General features: G+C 68.2%; 19 protein-coding genes. 5 read left to right on the top strand and 14 right to left on the bottom strand.

Annotated features, from left to right (window positions below; genetic code table 11):
* Positions 1-74 precede the first annotated feature (74 nt).
* Together nagE and AC5020_RS02645 are read right to left on the bottom strand one after the other, a co-directional pair.
* Positions 75-2,042, bottom strand: a complete 1,968-nt coding sequence (gene nagE / locus AC5020_RS02650; RefSeq protein WP_464987119.1) for an N-acetylglucosamine-specific PTS transporter subunit IIBC — start codon at positions 2,040-2,042, stop codon at positions 75-77.
* Positions 2,043-2,225: 183 nt separating this feature from the next.
* On the bottom strand, positions 2,226-3,929 hold the full coding sequence (locus AC5020_RS02645) for a cation:proton antiporter (RefSeq protein ID WP_464987118.1): 1,704 nt from the start codon (positions 3,927-3,929) through the stop codon (positions 2,226-2,228).
* Between the two features lie 382 nt (positions 3,930-4,311).
* Between AC5020_RS02645 and AC5020_RS02640 the strand changes: the two genes are divergently transcribed.
* Positions 4,312-4,842 (top strand): HNH endonuclease, encoded by a 531-nt coding sequence (locus AC5020_RS02640; protein WP_377016710.1) that lies wholly within the window; start codon positions 4,312-4,314, stop codon positions 4,840-4,842.
* Positions 4,843-4,869: 27 nt separating this feature from the next.
* Here AC5020_RS02640 and AC5020_RS02635 read toward each other — a convergent pair whose 3' ends face one another.
* Entirely contained in the window at positions 4,870-5,160 is a 291-nt protein-coding gene (locus tag AC5020_RS02635) for a YrhK family protein (protein WP_464987117.1), read from the bottom strand.
* Between the two features lie 151 nt (positions 5,161-5,311).
* Between AC5020_RS02635 and AC5020_RS02630 the strand changes: the two genes are divergently transcribed.
* A complete protein-coding gene (locus AC5020_RS02630) occupies positions 5,312-6,847 on the top strand; it encodes a UDP-N-acetylglucosamine 1-carboxyvinyltransferase (protein WP_464987116.1) in 1,536 nt (511 codons plus the stop codon).
* 118 nt (positions 6,848-6,965) lie between these two features.
* Here the strand turns inward: AC5020_RS02630 and AC5020_RS02625 are convergent, their stop codons facing one another.
* The 11 genes from AC5020_RS02625 to AC5020_RS02575 all read right to left on the bottom strand — a co-directional run bounded on the left by AC5020_RS02625 (position 6,966) and on the right by AC5020_RS02575 (position 20,147).
* Positions 6,966-10,160, bottom strand: a complete 3,195-nt coding sequence (locus tag AC5020_RS02625; RefSeq protein WP_464987115.1) for a DEAD/DEAH box helicase — start codon at positions 10,158-10,160, stop codon at positions 6,966-6,968.
* Positions 10,161-10,333: 173 nt separating this feature from the next.
* Positions 10,334-10,813 carry an NUDIX hydrolase gene (locus tag AC5020_RS02620; RefSeq protein ID WP_464987114.1) on the bottom strand — a complete coding sequence of 160 codons (480 nt, stop codon included), beginning with the start codon at positions 10,811-10,813 and terminating at the stop codon, positions 10,334-10,336.
* Positions 10,814-10,856: 43 nt separating this feature from the next.
* Positions 10,857-11,423, bottom strand: a complete 567-nt coding sequence (locus AC5020_RS02615; protein WP_464987113.1) for a hypothetical protein — start codon at positions 11,421-11,423, stop codon at positions 10,857-10,859.
* Positions 11,424-11,527: 104 nt separating this feature from the next.
* Positions 11,528-12,430, bottom strand: a complete 903-nt coding sequence (locus AC5020_RS02610) for a protein NO VEIN domain-containing protein (RefSeq protein ID WP_464987112.1) — start codon at positions 12,428-12,430, stop codon at positions 11,528-11,530.
* Positions 12,431-12,515: 85 nt separating this feature from the next.
* Positions 12,516-13,496: a LacI family DNA-binding transcriptional regulator gene (locus AC5020_RS02605; protein WP_377794034.1), complete on the bottom strand. Its 981-nt coding sequence runs from the start codon at positions 13,494-13,496 to the stop codon at positions 12,516-12,518.
* Positions 13,497-13,540: 44 nt separating this feature from the next.
* Positions 13,541-14,725 (bottom strand): Gfo/Idh/MocA family protein, encoded by a 1,185-nt coding sequence (locus AC5020_RS02600; RefSeq protein ID WP_377794035.1) that lies wholly within the window; start codon positions 14,723-14,725, stop codon positions 13,541-13,543.
* Positions 14,722-15,549: a ThuA domain-containing protein gene (locus tag AC5020_RS02595; RefSeq protein ID WP_377016692.1), complete on the bottom strand. Its 828-nt coding sequence runs from the start codon at positions 15,547-15,549 to the stop codon at positions 14,722-14,724. Before AC5020_RS02595 ends, AC5020_RS02600 begins: the two co-directional genes overlap by 4 nt.
* A 39-nt stretch (positions 15,550-15,588) precedes the next feature.
* A complete protein-coding gene (locus AC5020_RS02590) occupies positions 15,589-16,470 on the bottom strand; it encodes a carbohydrate ABC transporter permease (protein ID WP_464987111.1) in 882 nt (293 codons plus the stop codon).
* A gap of 5 nt (positions 16,471-16,475) precedes the next feature.
* Entirely contained in the window at positions 16,476-17,444 is a 969-nt protein-coding gene (locus tag AC5020_RS02585; protein ID WP_377794036.1) for a carbohydrate ABC transporter permease, read from the bottom strand.
* Positions 17,445-17,452: 8 nt separating this feature from the next.
* Positions 17,453-18,760: an extracellular solute-binding protein gene (locus AC5020_RS02580; RefSeq protein WP_464987110.1), complete on the bottom strand. Its 1,308-nt coding sequence runs from the start codon at positions 18,758-18,760 to the stop codon at positions 17,453-17,455.
* Positions 18,761-19,187: 427 nt separating this feature from the next.
* Positions 19,188-20,147 (bottom strand): endonuclease/exonuclease/phosphatase family protein, encoded by a 960-nt coding sequence (locus tag AC5020_RS02575; protein ID WP_464987109.1) that lies wholly within the window; start codon positions 20,145-20,147, stop codon positions 19,188-19,190.
* Between the two features lie 302 nt (positions 20,148-20,449).
* On the opposite strand from AC5020_RS02575, the gene AC5020_RS02570 reads away from it, so the two are divergent.
* Genes AC5020_RS02570 through AC5020_RS02560 form a run of 3 tightly spaced genes read left to right on the top strand, consistent with a single transcriptional unit; the run spans position 20,450 to position 23,165 of the window.
* Entirely contained in the window at positions 20,450-21,736 is a 1,287-nt protein-coding gene (locus AC5020_RS02570; protein ID WP_464987108.1) for a M20/M25/M40 family metallo-hydrolase, read from the top strand.
* A 5-nt stretch (positions 21,737-21,741) separates the two neighbouring features.
* Positions 21,742-22,578, top strand: coding sequence for a DUF3100 domain-containing protein (locus AC5020_RS02565; protein ID WP_464987107.1), 837 nt, complete (start codon positions 21,742-21,744; stop codon positions 22,576-22,578).
* Positions 22,575-23,165: a hypothetical protein gene (locus tag AC5020_RS02560; protein ID WP_464987106.1), complete on the top strand. Its 591-nt coding sequence runs from the start codon at positions 22,575-22,577 to the stop codon at positions 23,163-23,165. The genes AC5020_RS02565 and AC5020_RS02560 overlap by 4 nt, the downstream gene beginning before the upstream one ends.
* Positions 23,166-23,335: the final 170 nt, after the last annotated feature.

The following is a 23,335-nucleotide window of genomic DNA, read 5'->3' as shown; positions in this document are numbered from 1 at the left end:
CGCGTCCTTGTCCGCTTCCACTGCCGGCGCACATCGGCGCAGGCTCTGAAGAGTCCCCTCAGGGACAGCTCACATCAGACCAGTTCGATCGTGGCGTCCTTGTCGTTGAGCACGATGACAGGAGTGATGGTCGGATGCCCGGCGTTGCGGATCGCTCCCAGGTCGACCCGCAGCAGGGGCGTCCCCGCGCTGACGCGCTGGTCGACCTCGACGAGCGGGGTGAAGCCCTCGCCCTTCATCTGCACGGTGTCCAGGCCCACGTGGATCAGCAGCTCGGTGCCGTCGTCCAGCAGCAGCGCGACGGCGTGCCCGGTCTCGAACACATGCTTGACGGTGCCGGCGGCGGGGGCGACGACCTCGCCGTCGATCGGCTCGATGGCGATGCCGGGACCCATGATCCCTTGCGCGAACGTCGGGTCCGGCACGTCGGCCAGTGCAACCTCGGCGCCCTGGAGCGGGCGGCGCAGACGCACCAGGTGACCGGCCCGCGTCATGGTGGCGAGGCCGCCGGCCGGCGCATCGGCCGCGGCGGAGCCCTCGTCCCCGCCGCGCTCCGGCTCGGCGACCGCGGCGGGATCAGCGACGGGGGAGGCCTGCCCGCTCATGATTCGGTCCATCGCGTCCTTGACGAACTGGACGTTCAGTCCGTAGATGACCTGGACCGAGCCACCACCGGGCTTCATCGTGCCCGCAGCCCCGGCGCGCTTGAGCGCCGCGTCGTCGATCACCGAGGGATCGGCGACCTGCATCCGCAGACGGGTCGCGCAGTGCTCGAGGTCGAGGATGTTGTCCTTGCCGCCCAGGGCACCGAGGAACGAGGTCGCCGTAGCGAGATACTTCTCGTCGCCGGTGGCGGCGTCTCCGCCGGCCGGGGCGCCGACGAGGTCCTCGTCCTCACGGCCGGGCGTCTTCAGATCGAAACGCTTGATGATCGCGTAGAACACCACGAAGTAGACGACGAACCAGAACACGCCCATCACGGGGATCAGCCACGGGTTCTGAGCCATGGGATTGACCCAGCCGAGCACCAGGTCGATGAAGCCGCCGGAGAAGCCGAAGCCCATGCGTACCGGGAGCATGGCGCTGACCGCCATGGAGATGCCGGTGAACAGGGCGTGGACGACGTACAGACCCGGGGCGAGGAACATGAAGGAGAACTCGAGGGGTTCGGTGACACCCACGAAGAAGGACGCGATCGCGCTGGAGAGCAGCACGCCGGCGGCGATCTTGCGGCGCGAGGACTTCGCGGTCACATACATCGCCAGCGCCGCGCCGGGCAGCCCCAGCATCATCACCGGGAAGAATCCGGTCATGTACTGGCCGGTGACCCCGTAGGTGCCGGAGCCGTCCAGGAAGTTGTTGAGGTCGTTGATCCCGGCCACGTCGTACCAGAACACGGAGTTCAGCGCGTGGTGCAGGCCCAGCGGGATCAGCAGACGGTTCAGGAATCCGTAGATGCCCACACCCAGCGGGCCGAGGGTCAGGATGAACTCACCGAAGTCGACCAGGCCGCCATAGACGAGGGGCCACAGGAAGAACAGCGCCAGTGCCAGAACCAGCGAGATCCCGGCGGTGATGATCGCGACGGAACGGCGGCCGGAGAAGAAGGCCAGTGCGTCGGGCAGCTTCGTGTCCTTGAACTTGTCATAGGTGTAGGCGCCGATGAGCCCGCACAGAATGCCGACGAAGACATTCTCGACCTGGCCGTAGGCCGGATCGACGGCGCCTTCCTCGATGCTCCGGAACAGCGCCACGCTCTCCGGGCTCAGCAGCGTGGTCACCGTCAGCCACGAGACCAGACCGGCCAATGCGGAGGTGCCGTCGGGCTTCGTGGCCATGCCGATGGAGACACCGATGGCGAACAGCAGCGCGAGATTCCCCAGCAGCGCACCGCCGGCGGTGGTGAGGAAGACACCGGCAAGATTGTTCTCGTCGCCGGTGGCGGTGAGGATCCAGTAGCCGAGGCCATTGAGGATGGCGGCGACGGGGAGAACGGCCACTGGCAGCATCAGGGATCTGCCGAGTCGCTGGAAGAACTTCATCGAAACCTCTCAGGGTTGTGAGCGCACCGAAAGTACCCGGCGGCGTCGCCGCGCGGTGCGCTCAAGGGATCAAGCACCTATTGTGCACACCTGTTGTGTTCTGGGCCCCGCCGGCGCCCCTCTGGACCGATCGAGATGACCTACGCCATAGGAGTCATGCCCGCCGGTGCGCCGCCGGCCCCGCTACAGCGACTTGAGCCGCACGTTGCCCTCGTCGAGGCGCTTCTGCGCACGGGCGATCGTGTGTGAGTCGTAGGTCCCGGTGGAGCGGGCGTGATTCAGGGTGTCCTGCTGGGCGTCGAACAGCAGCTCCATCAGTTCGGGGTACTGAGCGCGCACCGGATCGTCCTCGCGCTCGCTGCCGCCCCGATCCGTCAGCTTCGCGTACATCGTCTGGGCCCGCTCGATCACCGCCGGGTCGAAGGGGGTGCCGTCCCTGCGCCGGAGATCCGGGTTCTCGAGCACCTGACCGACGGCCGCCTCCCCCAGCTCGGTGAGCAGCAGGGACAGCTCGCGCTGGGCCTGCTCCTCGTCGGTACCGCGGACCCCGAGCACACGGATCAGCAGCGGCAGCGTGCTGCCCTGGCCCACCAGGGTCACCAGCGCCACGACGAAGGCGACCAGGATCAGCTGCGTGCGATAGGGGAAGTCGGTGGGCAGCGACTGGGCCGCGGCAAGGGTGACCACGCCGCGCATGCCGGACCACGCCAGCACGGCCCCGCCGCGCCAGCCGAGGCCGTTGCCGGCATAGAAGCGGGCGTCCGCATGGTGACGCTGCAGCCAGCGCCGGATGCGCGGCCCGCGAGGGTGCTGCTGGAAGCGCTCGTCCTCGGAGACGTGCTCGAGGATCTCGCCGAAGCGGCGGGCGCGCTCCTCGTGGTCGGAGCGACGCGCACGGGCGGTCAGCACCAGCGGGATCACGAATCCGGCGCGGACGATCCCGAGCACGACGGTCAGCGCCAACCCGATCCACACCGCGTTCCAGACGGACAGGCCGACGTTCTCGACGTCGTCGACCAGGGTGACCAGCTGCAGGCCCATCAGCAGGAACACCCCGTTCTCCAGCAGCAGCTGCACGGTCAGCCAGTTCGTGCGTTCGGCGTTGCGGTCCTGCACGCTGAGGCGCCGCACGCCCATCGCTCCGGTGACCAGCCCGGCAGCGACCACAGCGAGCACTCCGGAGGCATCGGCGAGCTCGGCGGGAAGGAAAGCGATGAAGGGGACGACGAAGGAGATCGCCGTGGTCAGCGCCGGCTGGTCGATCTTGGAGCGGATGCGTACCGCCAGGAATCCGACGGCCACTCCGACGAGGACTGCGACCACCACGGCGTAGACGAAGTCCCCGGCGGCCTCCCGGAAGGAGAAGGCGCCGGCCGTGGCGGCGACCGCGGTGCGCAGGAGAACCAGCGCGGTGGCGTCGTTGACCAAACCCTCTCCCTCGAGGATCGTCAGCAGACGCGGCGGCAGGCCGAGGCGCTTGCCGATCGAGGTGGCGGCGACAGCGTCGGGCGGGCTGACGACGGCCCCCACGGCTACCGCCGCCGCGAAGTTCAGGTCGGGGAAGATCCACCACAGCACACCGCCGATCGCGAAGGCGGAGACCAGCACCAGGACCACCGATAGAGCGCCGATCGTGCGCAGGTCCCGTCGGAAATCCATCACCGGCATGTTCACTGCCGCCGAGTACAGCAGCGGCGGCAGCACGACGGCGAGGATCAGGCCCGGCTCGGGCGCGATCGGTGGCATGCCCGGCACGAGGCTGAGTCCGAGGCCGACGAGGACGAGCAGGATCGGGGTGGCCAGGCCCAGCTTCTTCGCGAAGTACGACGCCGCGACGATGATCAGCACGGCCACCACCGCGACCATCTCGAACTGCTCGAGCTCCACAACGGTTCCTCACGCTCGGGGGCGGATGTACGTGAGGGGCCTGGGCCGGTGAGTGCCGCGGTCCCCCGAATCCGACGTTCTCGTCACCCGATCCTAGGCGTGCCCGCTGGTCACCTTCTCCGTGCCCGTCGGTCGCTGCACGCTCGGCTGCCGCACTCCGCCACCCGGAGACGGCCAGGCACGTCCTCGCCCCCTGCCCAGGTCACCGCAAGTTCTCGCAATGTCCAAGCACAGGACACCTCGACGTCCCGCATTCCGGCGGCAAATCAGTGGAAACTAGGTGCACAGGCACGCCACACTGCAGATGCTCGGTCCGCTCCGAGGGTTCCGCCACAGGGCCGAGTGGATCGACACTCGCGTCCGTCGGAAGGAGGTGGCGGCGATGTCACAGGTCCGGGTCTACAACCTCGGCTACGACCCCGAGACGGGGATCGGCGAGCTGCTGCACACCACCACCGTCCGCCACGCCTTCGGCATGATTCGCCGCGAGGTGGCCAACCCCGTCGAGCTGACGATGGTGATGGACCGGATCGTGCCCACGGCGCTCGAACTGACTCGCGAGCTCAGTGGCGCATGGGTCGAGGGCGGCGGACGGCGTTCGATCGGCTTCTCGTTCCGCGCCATCCACGAGCGCGATCACTGGACGTGCGCCTATTGCGGTCGCAGCGTGTCGAAGACTCCCGCCACGGAGGCGCTGCTGGCCACCGTGGACCACATCATGCCGATCTCGCGCGGCGGCCCGTCCTCTTGGCTCAACCTGGTCTCGGCGTGCAAGGAGTGCAACAACCGCAAAGCCGATCGCACGCCGCAGGAAGCAGGCATGGACCTGCGCTTCGAACCGTACGACCCGGCGCGGGCGTACCGCGTCGGCGGGCATGTCGAAGCGTTGCCCGTCCTGGCCGTCGCCTCATAGGATCGCCGCCTCCTGGGCTCAGCCAGCTCAGAAATCCATGGAATGGGCGGAGCCTGCGCCGATGCGGCGCAGGTGGACGCGGCGAGCCAGTCGAATGGCGGGCCGGATGGTCATCTGGATGCTCCCGATGAGGAACAGCCAGGTCCCCAGAGACATCAACTGCTCGGAGAAGAAGCAGATCGAGCCGATGATGAACCAGAGCCCGATCAGCACATCGTTGGCGATGCTCGCGGCCTCGTACCTGTTGCTCAGCTCGAGCTCGTGGCGACCGATGCGCAGCTCCAGCGCCGCGTTCCCGTGGTCCTGCTGATGCCCCATGTCCGCTCCCTCGAAACCGGCTCCACACGTGCCCGGGTGACATCCTCTCACCGGCCGCTCGCTCTCTCTCGCCTGCCGCGGGACCGTACCGCAATGCGCAAACCGTCACACCTCCACCCGTTTATCTCATAGAAGAGATACGGTGTGGACCATGACCGTCAACGAGACGTATCTCGCCCGCATCGGCACTCTTATCCGCGACGCCCGTCAGCACTCCGGCCTCACGCAGGCCGAACTCGCCGCTCAGCTGAAGACCAGCCAGAGCGCCGTGAACCGCATCGAGAAAGGCCAGCAGAACTTGACTTTGGAGACTGTCTCGAAGATCGGTTCCGCTCTGGACTCGGAGCTGGTCGGGCTCGGCACCTCCGGCCCCAGCCACCTGCGCGTGCAGGGGCAGACGACCCTCAGCGGTTCGATCGAGGTCAAGACCAGCAAGAACGCCGGCGTGGCCCTGCTGTGCGCCTCGCTGCTGAATACCGGCACGACCGTCCTGCGCCGAGTGGCCCGGATCGAGGAGGTCAATCGCCTGCTCGAGGTGCTCACCTCCATCGGCGTGAAGGCGCGCTGGCTCAATGCCGAGAACGATCTCGAGCTGCATGTTCCCGAGCAGCTCGATCTCGCGTCCATCGATGCCGACGCTGCCCGCCGCACGCGCAGCATCATCATGTTCCTGGGCCCGCTCATGCACCGCGCCGAGAAGTTCCAGCTTCCCTACGCCGGCGGCTGCGACCTCGGTACCCGCACCGTCGAACCGCACATGACCGCCCTGCGGCCCTTCGGCCTGGACGTCGTAGCCACCGAGGGTCATTACCAGGCTACGGCGACGCCGGGTGTCGGTCCGCGCCGTCCCATCGTGCTCACCGAACGCGGTGACACGGTGACCGAGAACGCGCTGCTGGCAGCAGCCACGTACGAGGGCGAGACGGTCATCCGCAACGCCAGCCCCAACTACATGGTCCAGGACCTGTGCTTCTTCCTCGAGAAGCTCGGCGTGCGGATCGAGGGCATCGGCACCACCACGCTGACGATCCACGGTGCCTCCGACATCCGCACCGATGTCGAGTACGCCCCCAGCGAGGACCCGATCGAGGCCATGAGCCTGATCACCGCCGCGATCGTGACCCGCTCGAGCATCACGGTGCAGCGCGTCCCGATCGAGTTCATGGAGATCGAGCTGGCGATCCTCGAGGAGATGGGCTTCCGCTACGACCGCTCCGCAGAGTACGTGGCCCGCAACGGGCAGACGCGTCTGGTGGACATCACCACCCAGCCCTCGGATCTCAAAGCCCCCATCGACAAGATCCACCCGATGCCGTTCCCCGGCTTGAACATCGACAACCTTCCCTTCTTCGCCGTGATCGCCGCAACGGCGGAGGGGCAGACGCTGCTGCACGACTGGGTCTACGAGAACCGGGCGATCTACCTCACCGAGCTGACCAAGCTCGGGGCCAACATCAAGCTCATGGATCCGCACCGGGTGCTGATCGAGGGCCCGACGCATTGGAGCGGCACGGAGATCGTGTGCCCGCCGGCTCTGCGGCCGGCCGTGGTGATCCTGCTGGCGATGCTCGCCGCGAAGGGCACCTCGGTGCTGCGCAGCGTCTACGTCATCAATCGCGGTTACGAGGATCTTGCCGAGCGGCTGAACGCTTTGGGTGCTCGGATCGAGACCTTCCGCGACATCTGAGCCCGGGCGACAGCCCTCCGCGTTCACTGCTCGCGACGGTCGTCCCCGTTCACTGCTCGCGTCGTCCCCGTTCACTGCTCGCGTCGTTCCCGTCGTGACACGCAGCTGCGCGGCCCGCTCACGGCTCCAGAAGTTCGCGGATCCGTGCGGGATCGAGCAGCGCCGGGGCCGTGCCGTCTGCCTGCAGCACCGACCGGGCCAACCGCCGCTTCTCGTCCTGCAGGGTCAGGACCTTCTCCTCGATCGTGCCGGAGGCGACGAACCGGTAGACGCTGACCGGTGAGGTCTGGCCGATCCGGTGGGTGCGGTCCACGGCCTGTTCCTCCACCGCGGGGTTCCACCACGGGTCCAGCAGGAAGACGTAGTCGGCCTCGGTCAGGGTGATTCCGGACCCACCGGCCTTGAGGCTGATGAGGAAGGCGTCCTGGTCCCCGTGGCGGAACTCCTCGAGCACGCGTTCTCGATCCCTTGTGGTGCCATCGAGGTAACTGGTGCTGATCCCGGCGCCCTCGAGGATCGCCTGGACGATCTTGAGGTGGCCGGTGAACTGGCTGAACACCAGTGCGCGGTGCCCTGTGGCCGAGGTCTCGCGCAGCCGTTCGACGAGTTCTGCGGTCTTGGCGGAGGGCTCCTCGACGGTGCCGGGATCCGTGGCGAGCAGCCGCAGTCGGGTCAGGCAGGCGAGGATCTCGACGCGATTCCGGTCAGGATCGGCGAGCAGGCCCATGATCCGCAGGCGCTCCCGGTTCAGGACGCGGGAATAATGGTCGGCGGCCTGCGGATGCAGGGGCTGTGTCAGCACGTCCTCGGACTTCTGGGGAAGATCGGTCGCGACCAGTTCCTTGGTGCGTCGCAGCATCGACGGAGCGATGCGCGTGCGCAGCTCCGCCAGGAGCTGGGCGTCGCCGGCCTTCTCGATCGGCTTGCGCCAGGTGGCGTTGAACTCCGCCAGCGAGGGCAGCAGCCCCGGCGCCGTCAGGGCCAGCAGCGCCCACACGTCCTGCAGCGAGTTCTCGACCGGAGTGCCGGTGATCGCGAAGGTGACCTCGCGCCTCAAGTGCCTCACGGTGCGGTGCAAGCGCGAGAGCGGATTCTTCGCCGCCTGGGCCTCGTCGAGCACCACAGCTGCCCAGTCGACACCGCTGTAGACGTCCTCATCCAGGCGCAGCAGCTGGTGGGAGACGACGTAGACGTCGGCCGGCTCCTCGTCGGCCACCGCCCCGGGCAGGCGCTGGGTGATCACCCGTACCCGCAGGTCGGGAGTGAACAGCTCGCTCTGCTGCGCCCACGTGGACAGCACGGAGCGCGGTGCCGCCACCAGCACGGGTCGCTCGTCGCGGCGCCGGTGTCGACGGATCGCCGCCAGCAGCTGGAGGGTCTTGCCCAGCCCCATGTCGTCCGCCAGGATCCCGCCGAGCCCGACGTCCCATCTGGCAGACAGCCACTGGTAGCCCTCCAGTTGATAGGGGCGCAGGGTGGCGTGGACGCCCTCGTCGAGCGGTTCCTCGGAGAGGTCGGCCGGGATGACGGCGCCGAGCCCCTCGCGCCACTGCTCCGCCTCGCGCTGCAACCTCGAGAGGTCGTGCAGCTCTTCCAGGAGGTCGAGGTCGTGTCGATTGATGCGCAGCCGGCCCTCGTCCGGAAGCGCGGCCGCCCTCTCGAGCAGCCGGCGCAGCGCCGCCATCTGCGGTGTGAACAGGTCGAGGTAGTGGCCTGCGGGTGTGACCAGCAGCGGTTCGCCGCTCAGCAGGGCATGGATCAGGGTACTGACCGCTACCCGCTCGTCGCCGACCCTGATAGCACCGGACAGGTCGAGCCAATCCCGCCGGTCGGTCTGGATGATGTCCCAGTCGATCGTCGGCTGCTCCTCCTCGACGAATTCGGGCGCGTCCTCCGTGGTCAGCACGATCGCGAGGTCGTGCTCGGACAGAGCACGCTGGACGGTGAGCGAGAAGCGGCACGCCTCGACGAGGTCGAGGTCGCGCGGGGCACGGTCGAGCCAGCGCTCGAGGCCGTCGATATCGCGCTTCAGTCGTGCCAAGGTCTCGAGTTCGTCGCCGGGACGTCGCCCGCCGTCGATCGAAGGCGCGAGCTCGAAGACATGGCGCATTCCGTCGCCTCCCCCGTATGTCCACCCCCAGGTGAGTCGGAGTCCGTGCGTCGAGCGTGACGTCAGGGTCGCGACCAGCAGGATGGGGCCGGGAAGCTCCGGAGGTTGACCGCTGAGTTCCCCGGGCGAGTGGACTGGGCTGCGCTGGACGTGCACCGGTGCCACATCTCGCAAGGTCGGCAATGCCCTTTCGGTGAAGTCGTCGATATCTCCGCGGGGAACCCAGAGATCGCCCTGCTGGGCGAGCGCGATGAGAGAGGGATCAGCCACGACCGGGGCCACCACGGTGTTCTCCGTCGCGGTGGCCAGCACGGCATGCACCGGCCGTCCCAGCAGTCGCCATCGCCGGATGCCCCGGCTCCGGGGCCACACCGGCTGGGCGCGCACCGTCAGCCCGTCGCCGGCCGCAGCCACTCTGGTCTCGAATATCACCGGCTCCCGATCCAGGTGCAGATCGCCCTCGGCCTCGACCTCGAGTCCGACGTCGACCGCGCTCTCCAACAGGGACCAGATCTCCGGGCCGACGTGATCCAGCGGCACTTCCCGGGCTTCGAGCGTGCGAAACCGCATCAGGGTGCGCAGCACGGATTGCTGCTCGGGCGGCAATGCGTCGAGGTTCTTGCGGATCTCGTCCCAACCGAGGGTCTGGTGCCACGTGCCTTTCTGGGTCCGACGCGACGGCCGCACCGCCACGCCGCAGTCCGCGTAGGTACCGGGGCGGTCGATGGTCCCGATCACCAGCCCGGTCACCACCGGTGTGTCCGCCGGGCGGCCGCCGGTCGACGAAGCGCGTCGGTCGCGACCCTCCAGCGCGGCGCTCACGGGCTCACGCCAGAGCGTGCGCGTACGGCCTTCAGCCAGGGCACGCAGGGCCGTGGCCACGTGCTGGCATCGGCCGCGGCCGCATGAGCACTGCGAGGGTGAACCTGCCACGTACAGCGGATTCTGCACGTGTGCCGTGGTGCCGTCGGGAAAGACCAGCTCAGCGCGCAGGTGTTTGGAAGGCGTCGCGCACGCCGGGATCACCCCGTGCTCCAGCTCCTGCCCGGCGCGTTCCCACTGCCAGGGCTGCAGATCCATCTGCGCAGGGCGGATCCCGGACCACAAGCCGTGGTCGCGACCGACGGGCCCGGATGAGCCGCCCTCACGAGCGGCATCGAGGTCGTCGTCGGCATCGGGCCGGTCCGGGTGTTCGTCGAGCATGCGGCGAGTGTGGCAAGCCGCCGATCCCGCTCGTAGGGGCCTGTGGACGCGTAGTGGTTGGGGAGGAACAGTTGCGGCTTCGTCCTGCCCTCGGGCGCTGGGGTCCCGGCAACGGGCCTTTCCGCGATTCCCGCCCGTACGAGGAGCATTCCGCGTCGGCCCCGCGAGCCAGCTCACTGTTCGCTGAGCGCCGCCTCCAGTCTCTCCACGAAGGCCACCTGAGCCGGGTTCAGCTTCTCGCGCGCAACATCTGGTGAGCACCACATCGCCCGGTCGACCTCGGGGAAGCTCTGGACGCGCCCGGATCTCGGTGGCCAGGTCATCTCGAACGTGTTGCTCTGGACCGTCGTGACGTCGACATCGCCTTCGACCGCGTAGCCGGTCACGATCTTTCCGCTCTTCAGCCGCACCTCGCCGAGGTCGAGCACCGGACCGTCGGGCGGCGGGCTGCCCATCTCCTCGGCGAACTCGCGCCGCGCCGCGGCCACAGGCTCCTCGTCGGGGTCGTACAGCCCTTTGGGCAGGGACCAGGCGCCGGCATCCTTCGCGGCCCACAGCGGTCCGCCGGGATGGACGATGAGCACTTCGAGCCCGTTGCTCCTGGTGCGGTGGACGAGGAGCCCGGCGCTTCTCTGCGTTCGTGATGAGGGCACCCGACCAGTGTGCCTGACCGTTATCGACAAGAGGCCCGGGTATTCACGCCGCAGCGTCTATCGGGGTCCGCGTGAGCGACGGGCGAGTCGGCGCATCGGCGGCCGGGACGGGCTTCCCGTGTCGGGCGGCGAGATCGGTCACGAGGCGCTGGAGATGGGTCTCGAAGGCCACCAGTCGACTGACCAGCACCACCACCGGCACGCCGACGCCTGCCGCGGCGAGGCCTTCATGGTCACGAGCGGTCGTGAGGGCCGGCGAGAGGGACAACCCGTCGACGTGGTCGCGCAGCGCCTGGACGGTGGCGGCGCTGAGGCCGTGGACCTCGCTGCGGATCGGGTCGGCCGCGGTGATCCGTGGATCCGCTCCCTTGGCGCGGTGCCAGTCCGCCAGAGGACCGCTCCCCTGCCAATCGGCGACCACGGCGGCGAGGGCATGCAGCACGGGCAGAGGCAGCGGCTGTTCGCGCCGGTACAGCGCGTCATATGCCTCGCGCGTCCCGGCCAGAACCTCGGGCGTCAGGTCAGCGAGCGAGCCCTGCTCGTCGGGCGAGTCACGAAGAATGGCATCGAGAATCTGATCGGCTTCCAGGGCGGAATTGATTCGGCTCATAGATTCACCTTATGCCCGCCAGAAGCTGCACTATAAGGTCCGGACACGTGACCCCGAGCACATCGCCCGGACCTCGATGTTCGACCGGCACAGTCGCTGTGAGATCAGGCCAGGCGTGCCGGCGGGCCGGTGTGCTGCACGTCGCCGATGAACCACATGTCCGTGCCGGCGCCACCGGTGTCGCCTCCGGCGACGAGGTCGCGGCCCTGCGAGGCGACCGGGAGTTCGCCGAGCGCACGGCTGCGACGCAGCAGGCCCGAGAACCAGGCGACGTACCCCGGATCGTCACTGGTGGCCTCGACCGGCGGGATCACGGCGAGGATTCGGTCTGCGATCGTCTCGGCACTGGTCCGGGTGACCAGTGTCGACTCCGCGAAGCTCCACTCATCGCGGAGATCTCCGCCGAACGAGCCGCGAGCAACCTTCATGACGTCCCGCAGCTGGTCGAGGGAGTCGCCCACCTCAGCGTCCCGCCCGACGTGCACACGCAGGTGCATGCCCGACGGGGACAGGGTGGGGAGGAATCTGATCCGGTGGTAGCCGCGCTCGTGGAGCACCGCCACCGCGTCCATGATCCGCCAGACGATCGCGCAGGTCGCGGCTCGCCCTGCCAGGGAGTCGTAGACGGAGACGGGGAACGGCACCGTGTAGTAGGTCCGCTTCTTCGCCGCCGCGAGCCGCTCGCTCAGCATGTCACCCGAGAGGTCGAGCAGCCGCATCCGCAGCGGATCACCGGAGCGGACGTTGTCGACCACGTAGAGATGGAAGTTGCGTTGGGTCCGCCCGGTCTCCACCTGGGGCTCCTCGAGCCAGAGGTCATCGCCGCGAGCGGATTTTCCGTAGGCCTTGACCTCGATCAGCCGCTCCTCGCCCGTCCCGTCGTCGGTGCTGACCATGTCGGCGGGGCTGCCGGGCACATGGCGGGTGTCGCGTGCCGTCCGGCCTGCGGCTGCTTCGTACGCGGTCACGAATTCGACCGCGGCGTCCTCGACCTGTCTGTTCGTCATCGAAGTTAGACGCGTACTGCGCGGTGCGGGGCTCATGTGCTGATCATGTCAGGCACACCTGCCGCGCGATACCGATCCGGGCCGCTCACCCCTCCAGCCACCTCGGCTCGACCAGCGTGGTGCGGGGCCCGGCTCCGTCCACGCGCAGCAGACGCACGAGCTCCTGGACCGCGAGCTCGCTGATCTCGACGCGCCGCGGGTCGATCTGGGGCACGGCGGCCAGCAGCGGGCTGACGTCCCGAAGGTCCTCTCCGCTCAGCGCGATCAGCATGCGGGTGTCATCGACCAGCGCGCCATCGGCGGCCATGGCGAACAGCGCCTGGCGCACCCCGGTGATCCCGAACAGGGCCGTGCGCTCACCGGGCCGCGTCAGCCGCAGAGCCCGGTGGGGGATCTTCGCCAGCGGCCCGGCGTCGAGAACCACGTCGAGGTCGGTCTCGTCGGCGTAGTCCTCGATGCCGGCGAGGAAGCGGGCGACATCATTGCGCTCGCGCTTTCTCCCGGGGGCACCGAACAGCAGCAGGCGGGCGCACCTCTCCTCGACCGCGCGATCGACGATCATGCGGCCCAGCAGCTCGAAGTCCAGATCGACGACGGATCCGTGGGGGAACTCGTCCGGCTTGCCGATGGTCACGAACGGCAGACCGGAATCGATCACAGCGTTCACACGCTCGTCGTGCCGGCCCAGCTCCATGAGGATCAGCGCCTCACACACGCCAGTGCGGACCACGCGATCGATGCCGCGCGCGCCCTCCTGCGCGGTCACCAGCAGGATGTCGTAGCCGTAGCGCTGGGCCTCACGGGCGATGGCGCCGATGAACATCATCAGCACGCCATCGTCCGCGTCGGCCTCAGGGACCATCAGTCCGATCACGCCGCTGCGCTGGGAGCGCAGGGTGCGGGCACCGGAATTGGGGTGGTAGCCGAGCTTGTCGATCGCGTCCTCGACCCGCCGGCGGGTGGCCTCGGAGATGGGGCGGGAGCCGGTGAGCACGTAGCTCACCGTCGATTGGGAGACACCGGCCAGACGGGCGACGTCCTGGCTCGTCGGCGGCTTCTTCCTCACGGGTGCGGCTCCTCCCCCATCGTCGCGATGCTGCGCCCGTCGAGCTAGTGCATGCTCAGACCGGAGGTGCCAGTCTTCCACGTGGCCAGCGCCGTGCTGCGCCCGTCGGCCGCATCCAGGAAGCGGGCGGACTCGAGCGCCTCATCCAGCACCTCGGCAAGCTGGACGCTGCGACCCTCGTCCGCCGCGCGCACGGCCGCCTCGACGATCGCCTGGGTCCATATGTTGCCGTGGACCTCGCTCGCCGGCCTCGCCCCGGTGCGCAGCGCCTCGCAGAACTCGGCGAGGGATGCGTCCAGCTCCCAGCGGGCCCCGGCCGACGGTTCGCGGCCGCTCACCGGGTCCGCACCTTCGCTCTGGGCCGACGGTGGCCGCTCACCGTCCCAGGCGACGGATCCCCGCGGGCAGCTGATCGTCCATTCACCGTTCCAGCTCGTCTCCCGGCCCGGCGCGCACCAGGAGCCGCTGTACGTATGCACCGCGCCGCTGTCGTAGGTGATCACCACGGTGGCGGCCGCGTCGCCCGCGTACCAGCTCCATGGCGGGTTCGATGAGTTCGCGGTGACCGAGACGGGGTTGCCGTCCACGAGGACGCGCCCGGCGTCGAACGCATGGATCGCCATGTCGATGATCAGCGGATGGGACATCTCCTCGCGGAAACCGCCGAAGCGCGGCGCCCGGTAGAACTGCGTGTCGAGGATCCCGGCGCCGCCGAGCTCGTCGGCGAGGCGCCGGGCCTCGTGCAGGTGCGGGTTGTTGCGGCGGGACTGGGAGACCATGAACAGCTTCCCCGTGGTCTCGGCGTGACCGGCCAGCGAGACGGCCTCGGCGAGGGTGGCCGCGCAGGGCTTCTCCCCCAGCACCGGGTAGCCGGCGTGGAGGGCGTCGGCGGTGACCGGGTGGTGCGCGGCCGGGATCGTCACGTCGATGAGCGCATCGGCGCCCGACTGGCGAGCAATGGCCAGCGGATCCGTGCCGGCGAGGATCCCCGGGCGTTCGTGCTCGGGGACCACGTCGGTGACGGCGTTCTTGGCGGTCCCGTCGATCACGTCGGCGACGCCGACGAGCTGCGCGGCCTCGGAGGCGAGCACGGTACGGATCCATGCCCGCCCCATCCCGCCGGCGCCGACGACGACGACTCTCACGGGCGAGTGCTCGTCGCCGGTGGCCGCGGTCGTCCCGGCATCTGTACGGGACCCCTCATGTGCAGACCTGTCGGCGGCGCTCATGCGCCCTTCCCGGCGGCCGCGGCGTCACCCACACCCTGGCCCGCGGTCCCCTTGACGAACCATTCCGTCTCGAAGCGGTCCAGCACCGGCACCTGGCGGTCCGCGACGGCCGGCCGGGCCCACCCGACCCCGTTGGCGATCACACGGCGTACCTCGGGCTGCTGGTAGACGGGGTAGTCCTGGTCGCCGGGGCTGAAGTAGAAGATCTTGCCCTTGCCACGGCGGAACGTGCACCCGGAGCGGAATACCTCGCCGCCGCTGAAGGAGGAGACGAACACGAGCTCGTCGGGCACGGGGATGTCGAAGTGCTCCCCGTACATCTCCTGCTCGGGAATGATGATCGGGTGCGGGATGCCTTCGGCGATGGGGTGGCTGGGGTTGACGGTCCACACCAGCTCGCGGTCGGCCTCGTTGCGCCAGCGCAGGGTGCAGGTGGTGCCCATGAGGCGGGTGAAGGGCTTGGACCAGTGCCCGGAGTGCAGCACGACCAGCCCCATGCCGGCCAGCACGTGCTTCTGCACGCGCTCGGCGACCTCGTCGGAGACCTCGTCGTGAGCCATATGGCCCCACCAGGTCAGCACATCGGTCTCGGCCAGCACCTCCTCGCTCAGTCCGTGCTCGGGGTCATCGAGCAGTGCGATGCGCGTGGTGACGTCCTGGCCGTGGTGCTCGACGATGCCGTCACGGATGGCGGTGTGCATTCCGTCGGGGTAGATGTCCCGGACGCGCTGGTCGCGCTTCTCGTGGCGGTTCTCGCCCCACACGGTCACGCGCAGAGGCGGTGCGGTAGCGGAGGCGGAGGACGATGCAGCAGGGGTCGACATGGGTTGTCCTTTCGAAGGGGATGGTGGAGAGGGTCGGGCCTATTTCACGGCGCCGCCCGTGGCACCGGCGGCCACGTACTTCTGGGCGACGATCATGAGGATCACCGCGGGCAGCGAGGACAGCACCGCCGTGGACATCACGGCGCTCCAGTCGGTGTCGTTGGTGCCGATGTAGGTGTACAGGCCCAGCGTCACGGGCCGGATCGATTCGCCCGTGGTCAGGGTCAGGGCCATCAGGAAGTCGCTCCAGGCGAACAGGAACGAGAAGATGCCAGCGGTGATCAGCGAGTTGCGGCTGACCGGCATCACGATCGACCAGAACGCCCTCACGTGACCGCAGCCGTCGACGCGAGCGGCTTCGACGATGGAGGCCGGGAACGTCTCGAGGTAGGCGCGCATGATGAGGATCGCGAACGGGATGCCCTGCGAGGCGTCGGCCAGGATCAGGCCTGGGATCGAGTTCACCATCCCCAGCGGCGTGTAGACGGTGTACAGCGCGTTGGCGATGACGATGCCGGGAATCATCTGGCTGATCAGCACGAAGAACAGCAGCGCCGCGGTGCCCCGGATGCGGAACTGGGCGAGCGCATAGGCGCACGGGGCCGCGATCACGACGGACAGGGCGCACGCGCCGATCGCGACGATCAGCGAGGTGATGAGGTTCGGGCCCTGATCGGCGATCGCGCGGGAGTAGCCCGAGAAGTCCGGGTTCAGCGGGAGCCATTGGATGTTCAGGCTGTTGCCCGCCGGGGCGAGGGAGGCGTTGACCATCCAGTAGACCGGGAACAGCATGATCGCGACCAGGACGATGCCGATCACGGTGTGGAGGTAGGAGCGGCCCGGTCGGGTGCGGCGCGGGGCGCCGGAGAGGGCGGGCCCTGCGGAGTGACCGGCGGGCGAGACGGGAGCGGCGGTGCTCATCGGGGTCATCCGTTCTTCTCGGCGCGGGCGTTGGCGCGCAGGTAGACGAGGCTGAAGGCCAGGGCGATGAGGATCAGGATGTTGCTGAGCGCGGCGCCCTGACCGAAGTCGAACTCGACGAAGGACATCTCGTAGCTGCGGGTGGCGAGGGTCTGGGTGGCGTTGGCCGGGCCGCCGCCGGTCAGTCCGATGATCAGGTCGAGGACCTTGATCGTGTAGATCACCCCGAGCAGCAGCACCACGCTGACGACCGGCCGCAGCATCGGCAGGGTGATGTTCCAGAACGACGTCCAGCCCGTGGCGCCATCGAGCTGGCCGGCCTCGTAGAGCTCATCGGGAATGGATTGCAGGCCGCTGTAGAGCAGGACCACGTTGAACGGGATGCCGAGCCAGATGTTCACGATGATCACGGCGATCAGCGCTGTATCGGAGCTGTTCAGCCAGGGGATCGGGTCGGAGATCAGTCCGATCCCGGTGAGGAACTCGTTCAGTGCCCCGTTGTCCTGCTCCAGGATCCATCGCCACACCGCTGCCGAGACGATCATCGGCAGCAGCCACGGCAGCAGCAGCAACGAGCGCAGGAACCCGGACAGGGGGAACTTCTTGCGGAAATACAGTGCCAGGCACATGCCGAGCACGAACTGCCCGATGATGGAGCCGACCGTGAACAGTCCGGTGTTGCCCAGGGCCCGCAGGAAGATCGGATCGGAGAACGTGGCGGCGTAGTTGTCGAGGCCGACGAACGGGGCCTGGCCGTTGAAGAACGTCGCGAAGTCGTAGTTCTGGAAGCTCATCACGACGTTCTTGATGATCGGGTATCCGAAGAACAGGACCATGTAGAGCGCGGCCGGGGCGATGAACGCGTAGCGCACCATGAGGTCCCCGCGATGGCGGCGCCGCCTGGGCGTCCGAGGCGCTCCGCCGGACTCCGCGAGCCCCGACCTCGCGGCGGTGGGCTGGGTGGTGGTCATCATCGATCTCCTCAGCTGACGGTCTTGGTGGCTTCGTCGAACGCGTCCGCCGGGTCGGTGTCATCAACCAGAACCCGCTGGTTGGCGGTGTAGATCGCCTTGGCGGTGCGGGGCCAGTCGGGGCCGAGCTGCGCCGTGCGGGAGCGGGCGGAGGAGACCTGGTCGACGAAGGTCCTTAGGTCGGGGTTCTCCTCGGCGAACCGCTCCGCAGCGTCGGCGTCACCGGGGATCGTGTTGCGCTCCCCCGCCATGTACAGCTGATTCTCCGGAGCGACGAAAGCCTTCAGCAGCTCGGCGGCCTTGCGCTGCTTCTCCTCGTTCCCCGTGATCGGAACGGTCCACACCTCGCCGCCCAGGGGTGCGACGGAGTCGTGCTCGGCGGTGGGCACCGGGATGGTGACCACGTCCCACTCCAGCTCCGGGGTGTCCGCGGTCAGGCCGGCGATGTTCCACGGCCCGTTGATGCACATCGCGGCGTTGCCGGCCTTGAACTGGTCGATCACATCGCCCTGGCCCCAGTTCACGACCGAGCGCGAGGCGAGCCCATCGCGAACCATATCTGACCAGAAGCGGGAGGCTCCGAGCACTCCCTCCCCGTCCAGGTCCGTCTCGTCGCCGTCGTTGGACCACATGAACGGCATGAACTGGAACGTGCCCTCGTAGCTGGCGATCGCGGAGAACGCGAAGCCGTAGCGGTCCTCGGTGGTCAGCGCCTCCGCGGCGGCGCGCAGCTCGTCCCAGGTCGTGGGAGGTTCGACGCCCGCGTCCTCGAGCAGCTGGACGTTGTAGAACAGAGCGATGGTGTTCACGGTCGGGGCGATGCCGTACAGGGTCCCGTCGTACATCCCCAGGTCGGCGACCGGCGCGGTGAGCCCGTCTGTGGTGATCCCGTAATCCAACAGCGGTGCCAGAGCTCCGGAATCGGCGACCTGCTGGACGTTGGGGTTGTCGAGCATCAGCAGGTCCGGCAGGGTGCGCGAGGACCCCATCTGCAGGACCTTGGCGATGAGCTGGTCCCCGGGTACGCGCTCCCGGGAGAAGCTGAGACCGAGCTCCTCGGCGCAGGTGGTGAAGGTGCCGTTGATGGCGACGTCATCGGCCGGGGTGTTGTAGTAGTCCACGATCCGGATGGAGTCCGGATCTCCTGTCCCGCCGCCGGATCCGCACCCGGCCAGGCCCAGCAGCCCTGGGGCCGCCACGGCACCGAGGCCGAGAGCCCGACGGGTCAGGCCCGAGCGAGGCGGCGCGGTCGCCTCGAGGCGCGCCGGACGGGCCCGGGCGGGCGGACGGGGGCGTCGTGGCCGGGAGTTCGAAGACATCTTCGTCCTGCTTCCTCTGTCTCACGTCGGGTGGTGCGCGACGCGTATCGATTCGTATCGATAACGGGGACAGTCGTCGACGATGGCGAATGGGTTGGCTGTATCTGGCGCAGCGATGCCCGCGTCCCGACATCGGGTGGGCCGCTCGCTGCGACGACCGCCATCATGGCGCAGCTTCTGCGTGGACGCAAGGCTCGGAGAGTCGGAGAACGCGGGCGCCCGCAGAGCTCCGCGTGCCAAGCCTTGCCGTTCGCGCAGGCTCTGGGCAGTAACAGCGGTCCGCGGTCGACCGTGACGCGCCATCGATTCGTATCACTGCGCAGGGCGAGGGCGTCGCTCCTCCGCTCCGTCACAACCGGCGCCCGGCACCGACGCCCGGCACCGGCACCGGTACCGGCACCGGCACCGGGCCGAGCGTCCGTGGGAGTCAGGTTAGAGAGATCAGCGCCTGGACCGGAGCGTGGTCGGAGGGGTAGGAACCGTCGCGGTCCCGCGAGACGTTGATGGCGGCCTCGTGGGTGGTGATGTCCTCGGTGGTCAGCACCCAGTCGATGCGCTCACCGTCCTCGACCGGTTCCTCGTACCCGGGAAACGTGCCCCACGCCGGAGTGACCTGCTGTTCGGCGCTGTCCCAGGTGTCGACTGTCGGGCCGTCGGTGACCAGGGTCGTGTAGGCCCCCGAGTCATGGGCGATGGAATTGAAGTCGCCGGTGACGATGGTGGGCAGCTCATCGAGCTCACCACCCTCGAACAGCTCGATCATGGCCTCGCCGCTCTTGATCCGGGCCGGCTCCGACTCATGATCGAAGTGGGTGTTGATCATGGCGAACTCCTGGCCGCTGGCCAGGTCCTTGAGTCGCGCCCACACGACGATGCGAGTGACGTTGTTGCCCCAGGTGGCCGAGCCGATCACGTCCGGGGTGTCCGAGAGCCAGAACTGGTTCCAGGCGAGCACGTCGAAGCGCCGTGCGTCGTAGAAGATGGCGGAGTACTCGTCGTTGCTCCCACCCTGGCGGCCGTACCCCACCATGCGATGACGCGGCAGCGCTTCCTCCACTGCGCTGAGCTGGGCATACTTGGCTTCCTGGACCCCGAGAAGACAAGGCTGCTCGCGCTCGAGGAGGTCGATCAGGATCGGCCGACGGTCCGGCCAGTGGTCGGGTTCGCCCGGCTGCGTCTCGGTGGAGCGGTCCAGGCGGATGTTGAACGTCATCACGTGGAGACGCCCACGCGTCGCCCTGCCGATCAGGGGCCGGTTCGGGCCGCCCTTGCCAGGCGCGGCGGGAGCAGCGGCCGCGGGTGCGGCGAAGGCAGCGGCGGCCGTGGCCCCGGCGGCGGCGGTGCCGAAGCCGGAGATGAGCGTGCGACGGTCGATCGGGCGGGCCATGAGGATCTCCTGAGGTGGAGGGGAACAGGGGCGCGAGCCAGCCTAGGAACGGCACCGGCGTCGCGGGCCCCAAGCCCTCGACAGTTCACGACCTCGGCACCTGGCCGTCATCGTCGACCTGACGTCGAGCGTCCTATCTCCCCGGATTCTCGCCCCTGCCGGAACTGAGGCGTGATCGGTTGCCTCAGATACTGAGCGGCCCCTAGTCGCTCCGTCAGCTAGGTCTAGGATCAGCGGATCCCCGACGTTGTGCGGCGCCCGATCGGCGTCGTGCAGTCCACGCCTCCTGGAGTCCCTCCCCCATGACCCTCGATGACATCTATCCGGAGGTGCGCGATCTGGTCGACGACCTGTGGCGCCACCCCGAACTCGGATACAAGGAGCATCACACCGCCGGGCTCGTCGATCAGTTCCTGCAGCGTCACGGGCGCGGACTCGAGATCGAGCACTTCTCCACCACCGGCCTGAAGGTGGACCTGCCCTCATCGTCTCCGGACCACCGCCGCGTCGCCGTGGTGGCCGAGCTTGACGCTGTGATCTCTCCCGCCCATCCGGATGCTGACCCCGCGAGCGGCGCAGTCCACGCCTGCGGCCACCACACCCAGGTCGGTATCGCGCTCGCTGCTTTCGCGCATCTGGTGGCTACCGAAGCCTGGCGAGAGGCGGATGTCGACCTCAGCTTCGTGTTCGTGCCTGCCGAGGAGTTCGTGGATCTTCCTGCCCGCGGCGTTCTGCGCCGGGACGGTGCGATCACCTGGTACGGCGGCAAACCCGAGGCGATGATGCTCGGCGTGTTCGACGATATCGACGCCGCCGTCTGCCTGCACGCGATCGGTGGGCGGTTGCCCGAGCCGACCGTCGAAATCGACTGCGACCTGGCCGGGTTCCTCTACAAGACCGTGGAATTCCATGGTGCGGCCTCGCACGCCGGCCTGGACCCCTTCAGTGGTACGAACGCGTATGCCATGGCCACGCTGTTCACCACGGCGCTCGGGTTGGGCCGGCAGCAGTTGCGCGAGGACGTGCTGGTACGGATGAACCCCGTCATCTCCTCCACAGACATGACCACGAACGTCATCCCGCACCGCGCGACCGTAGGCACCGATGTTCGCTCGACCGACCTCGACTACCTCGCGGATGTCGCCGCCCGCGTGGACCGCGCCGCTCACGGCTGCGCAGCCGCGCTCGGCGGCACAGCGAGCGTCACCACGGAGATGGGCTACCTGCCGTTCGTGCAGAACCGCACGATGAACGGCGCCTTCCGTGAGGCGTTCGAGATCGACGACCACTTCACCCGGCTGATCGAGGACCGCGGAGCGATCGCCGCAGCAGGAGATGCCGGCGACCTGTCGTTCATGATGCCGACGGTGCAACTGTCCTACGGCGGCTTCGACGGCACCATCCATGGCAAGGACTTCCGCCTGGTCGACCCCGAGACGGTGCTGAAAGCGGTGCCGCGTCTACTCGTACGCGCACTGCTGCGTATGGGCCGGCACCTTCCCGACCCCCTGTACTGGCGCTCCTTCACGGAATACGCCGCGGCGATCGGCGCAATGGCCCCCGTCCCTACCCCCACGGAGGAACCGTGACCGCCATGACTCAGTCCGCTCCTGTTGCCGAGCGGCCACTAGCCCGAGCCCTGGACTTCGTGCTGCTGATCGCCCTCGTCGTCGTGGTGATCATCATTGCGGAGGGCATCGGCCTGCGCGTCATTCCCTTGACTCCGTCGATCACGATCACCGTGCTACCGCTGGTGTTCGCCGTGCTCATGACGATGGCTCTGGGCGTGCCGGTGTGGCGCCGCGGGCTGCTGCGGCGTATCTACTCCCCACGGAACGTGAAGTTCTCCTCGTCGTTCCTGATCATCATCATGCTGCCGCTGATGGCGCGGTACGGGGCCGACGTCGCGCCCCAGCTCGGGGAAATCCTCTCGATCGGATGGGTCTTCCTCATCCAAGAGCTCGGGAACGTGGGCACCGTCGTGCTGGGTCTGCCGCTCGCTCTCGCTCTCGGTCTGCGCCGCCACGCGATCGGTTCGACCCTGGGCCTGGGCCGGGAAGGCGAGTTGGCCTACATCTCCGAGAAGTACAGCCTGGATTCCGATCCTGGGCGCGGTGTGCTCTCGATGTACCTGCTCGGCACCTTGTTCGGCGCCGTGTTCTTCTCACTGTTCGCCCCGATACTGCTCGGGCTCGGATTCGATGTGCGCGCCCTGGCGATCGCCTCCGGTCTCGGTTCCGCGTCCATGATGACCGCGGCATCGTCGACTCTCGCCGCGCAGAGTCCCGCCATGCAGGAAACCATCGTCTCGTACGCCGCCGCCAGCCAGCTGCTGACCAGCTTCCTGGGCACCTACACGATGGTGTTCCTCGCCGCTCCTCTGCAGCGCCTCATGTACAACCTGCTCATGCGGGGGAAGGACCGACTGTGACTGCTCCCGATCCCGCCACTGACAGCGGAGGACTCTCCGAGGATCGCGCTCGTGCTCAGTCGCCGGTCGCCGGTTCCCAGGCAACGACCGCGAACGCCCGCAGCCTGTTCGAGCGCCGCCGCTATGTCACGTTCGCCGCCGTGCTGCTGCTCTCGATTGCACTGGTGCTGTTCACCCAGCAGATGAAACTGTGGGTCGATCCCGCTTCCACGCCGATCTCCGGCCACACCCTCGCCGGTCTCGCATCACTGTGGCTGTTCTCGCTGGCCGGTCTCGTGATCGGTGACCTGATGACGCTGTCGGGCATTCCAGTGGTCAAGGGCTTCCCGGTGTTGGGATGGGTAGCGCTGGTCTCACTGTTCAGCTGTCTCGTCTGGAGCGGATTCGTGGAGGCGATCGCCAGTGTTGACTTCCTTTCGCTGACCACGCCGATTCTGGCCTTCGCCGGCGTGAGCGTCGCCGATCGACTGATCGATCTGTCCAAGACATCGTGGAAGGTTGCGATCACCGCGGTCTTCGTGTTCATCGGCACCTACACGGGTTCCGCGATCCTGGCCCAGTTCGGACTGTTCGTATCCGGCAGCTGACGTGAGGGCATCCGCTCTCCGGTCGGTGGTCGAGAAGGTTGCTCCCTCCCCGCGTAACGCGTGCCCAACGCAGGCCACAGCTCGACCAGCCGGTCGACGGGCGCGTCACTGAGACCTTCCGGCACGAATCGCCCGGTCGTAACGGTATCCAGTGCCTCTTTCGTGCCGAA

This window comes from Brachybacterium sp. SYSU DS0246 (assembly GCF_059391765.1).
Note: the sequence above shows the minus strand (reverse complement) of the source record. Positions and strands in the feature narration are given on the sequence as shown.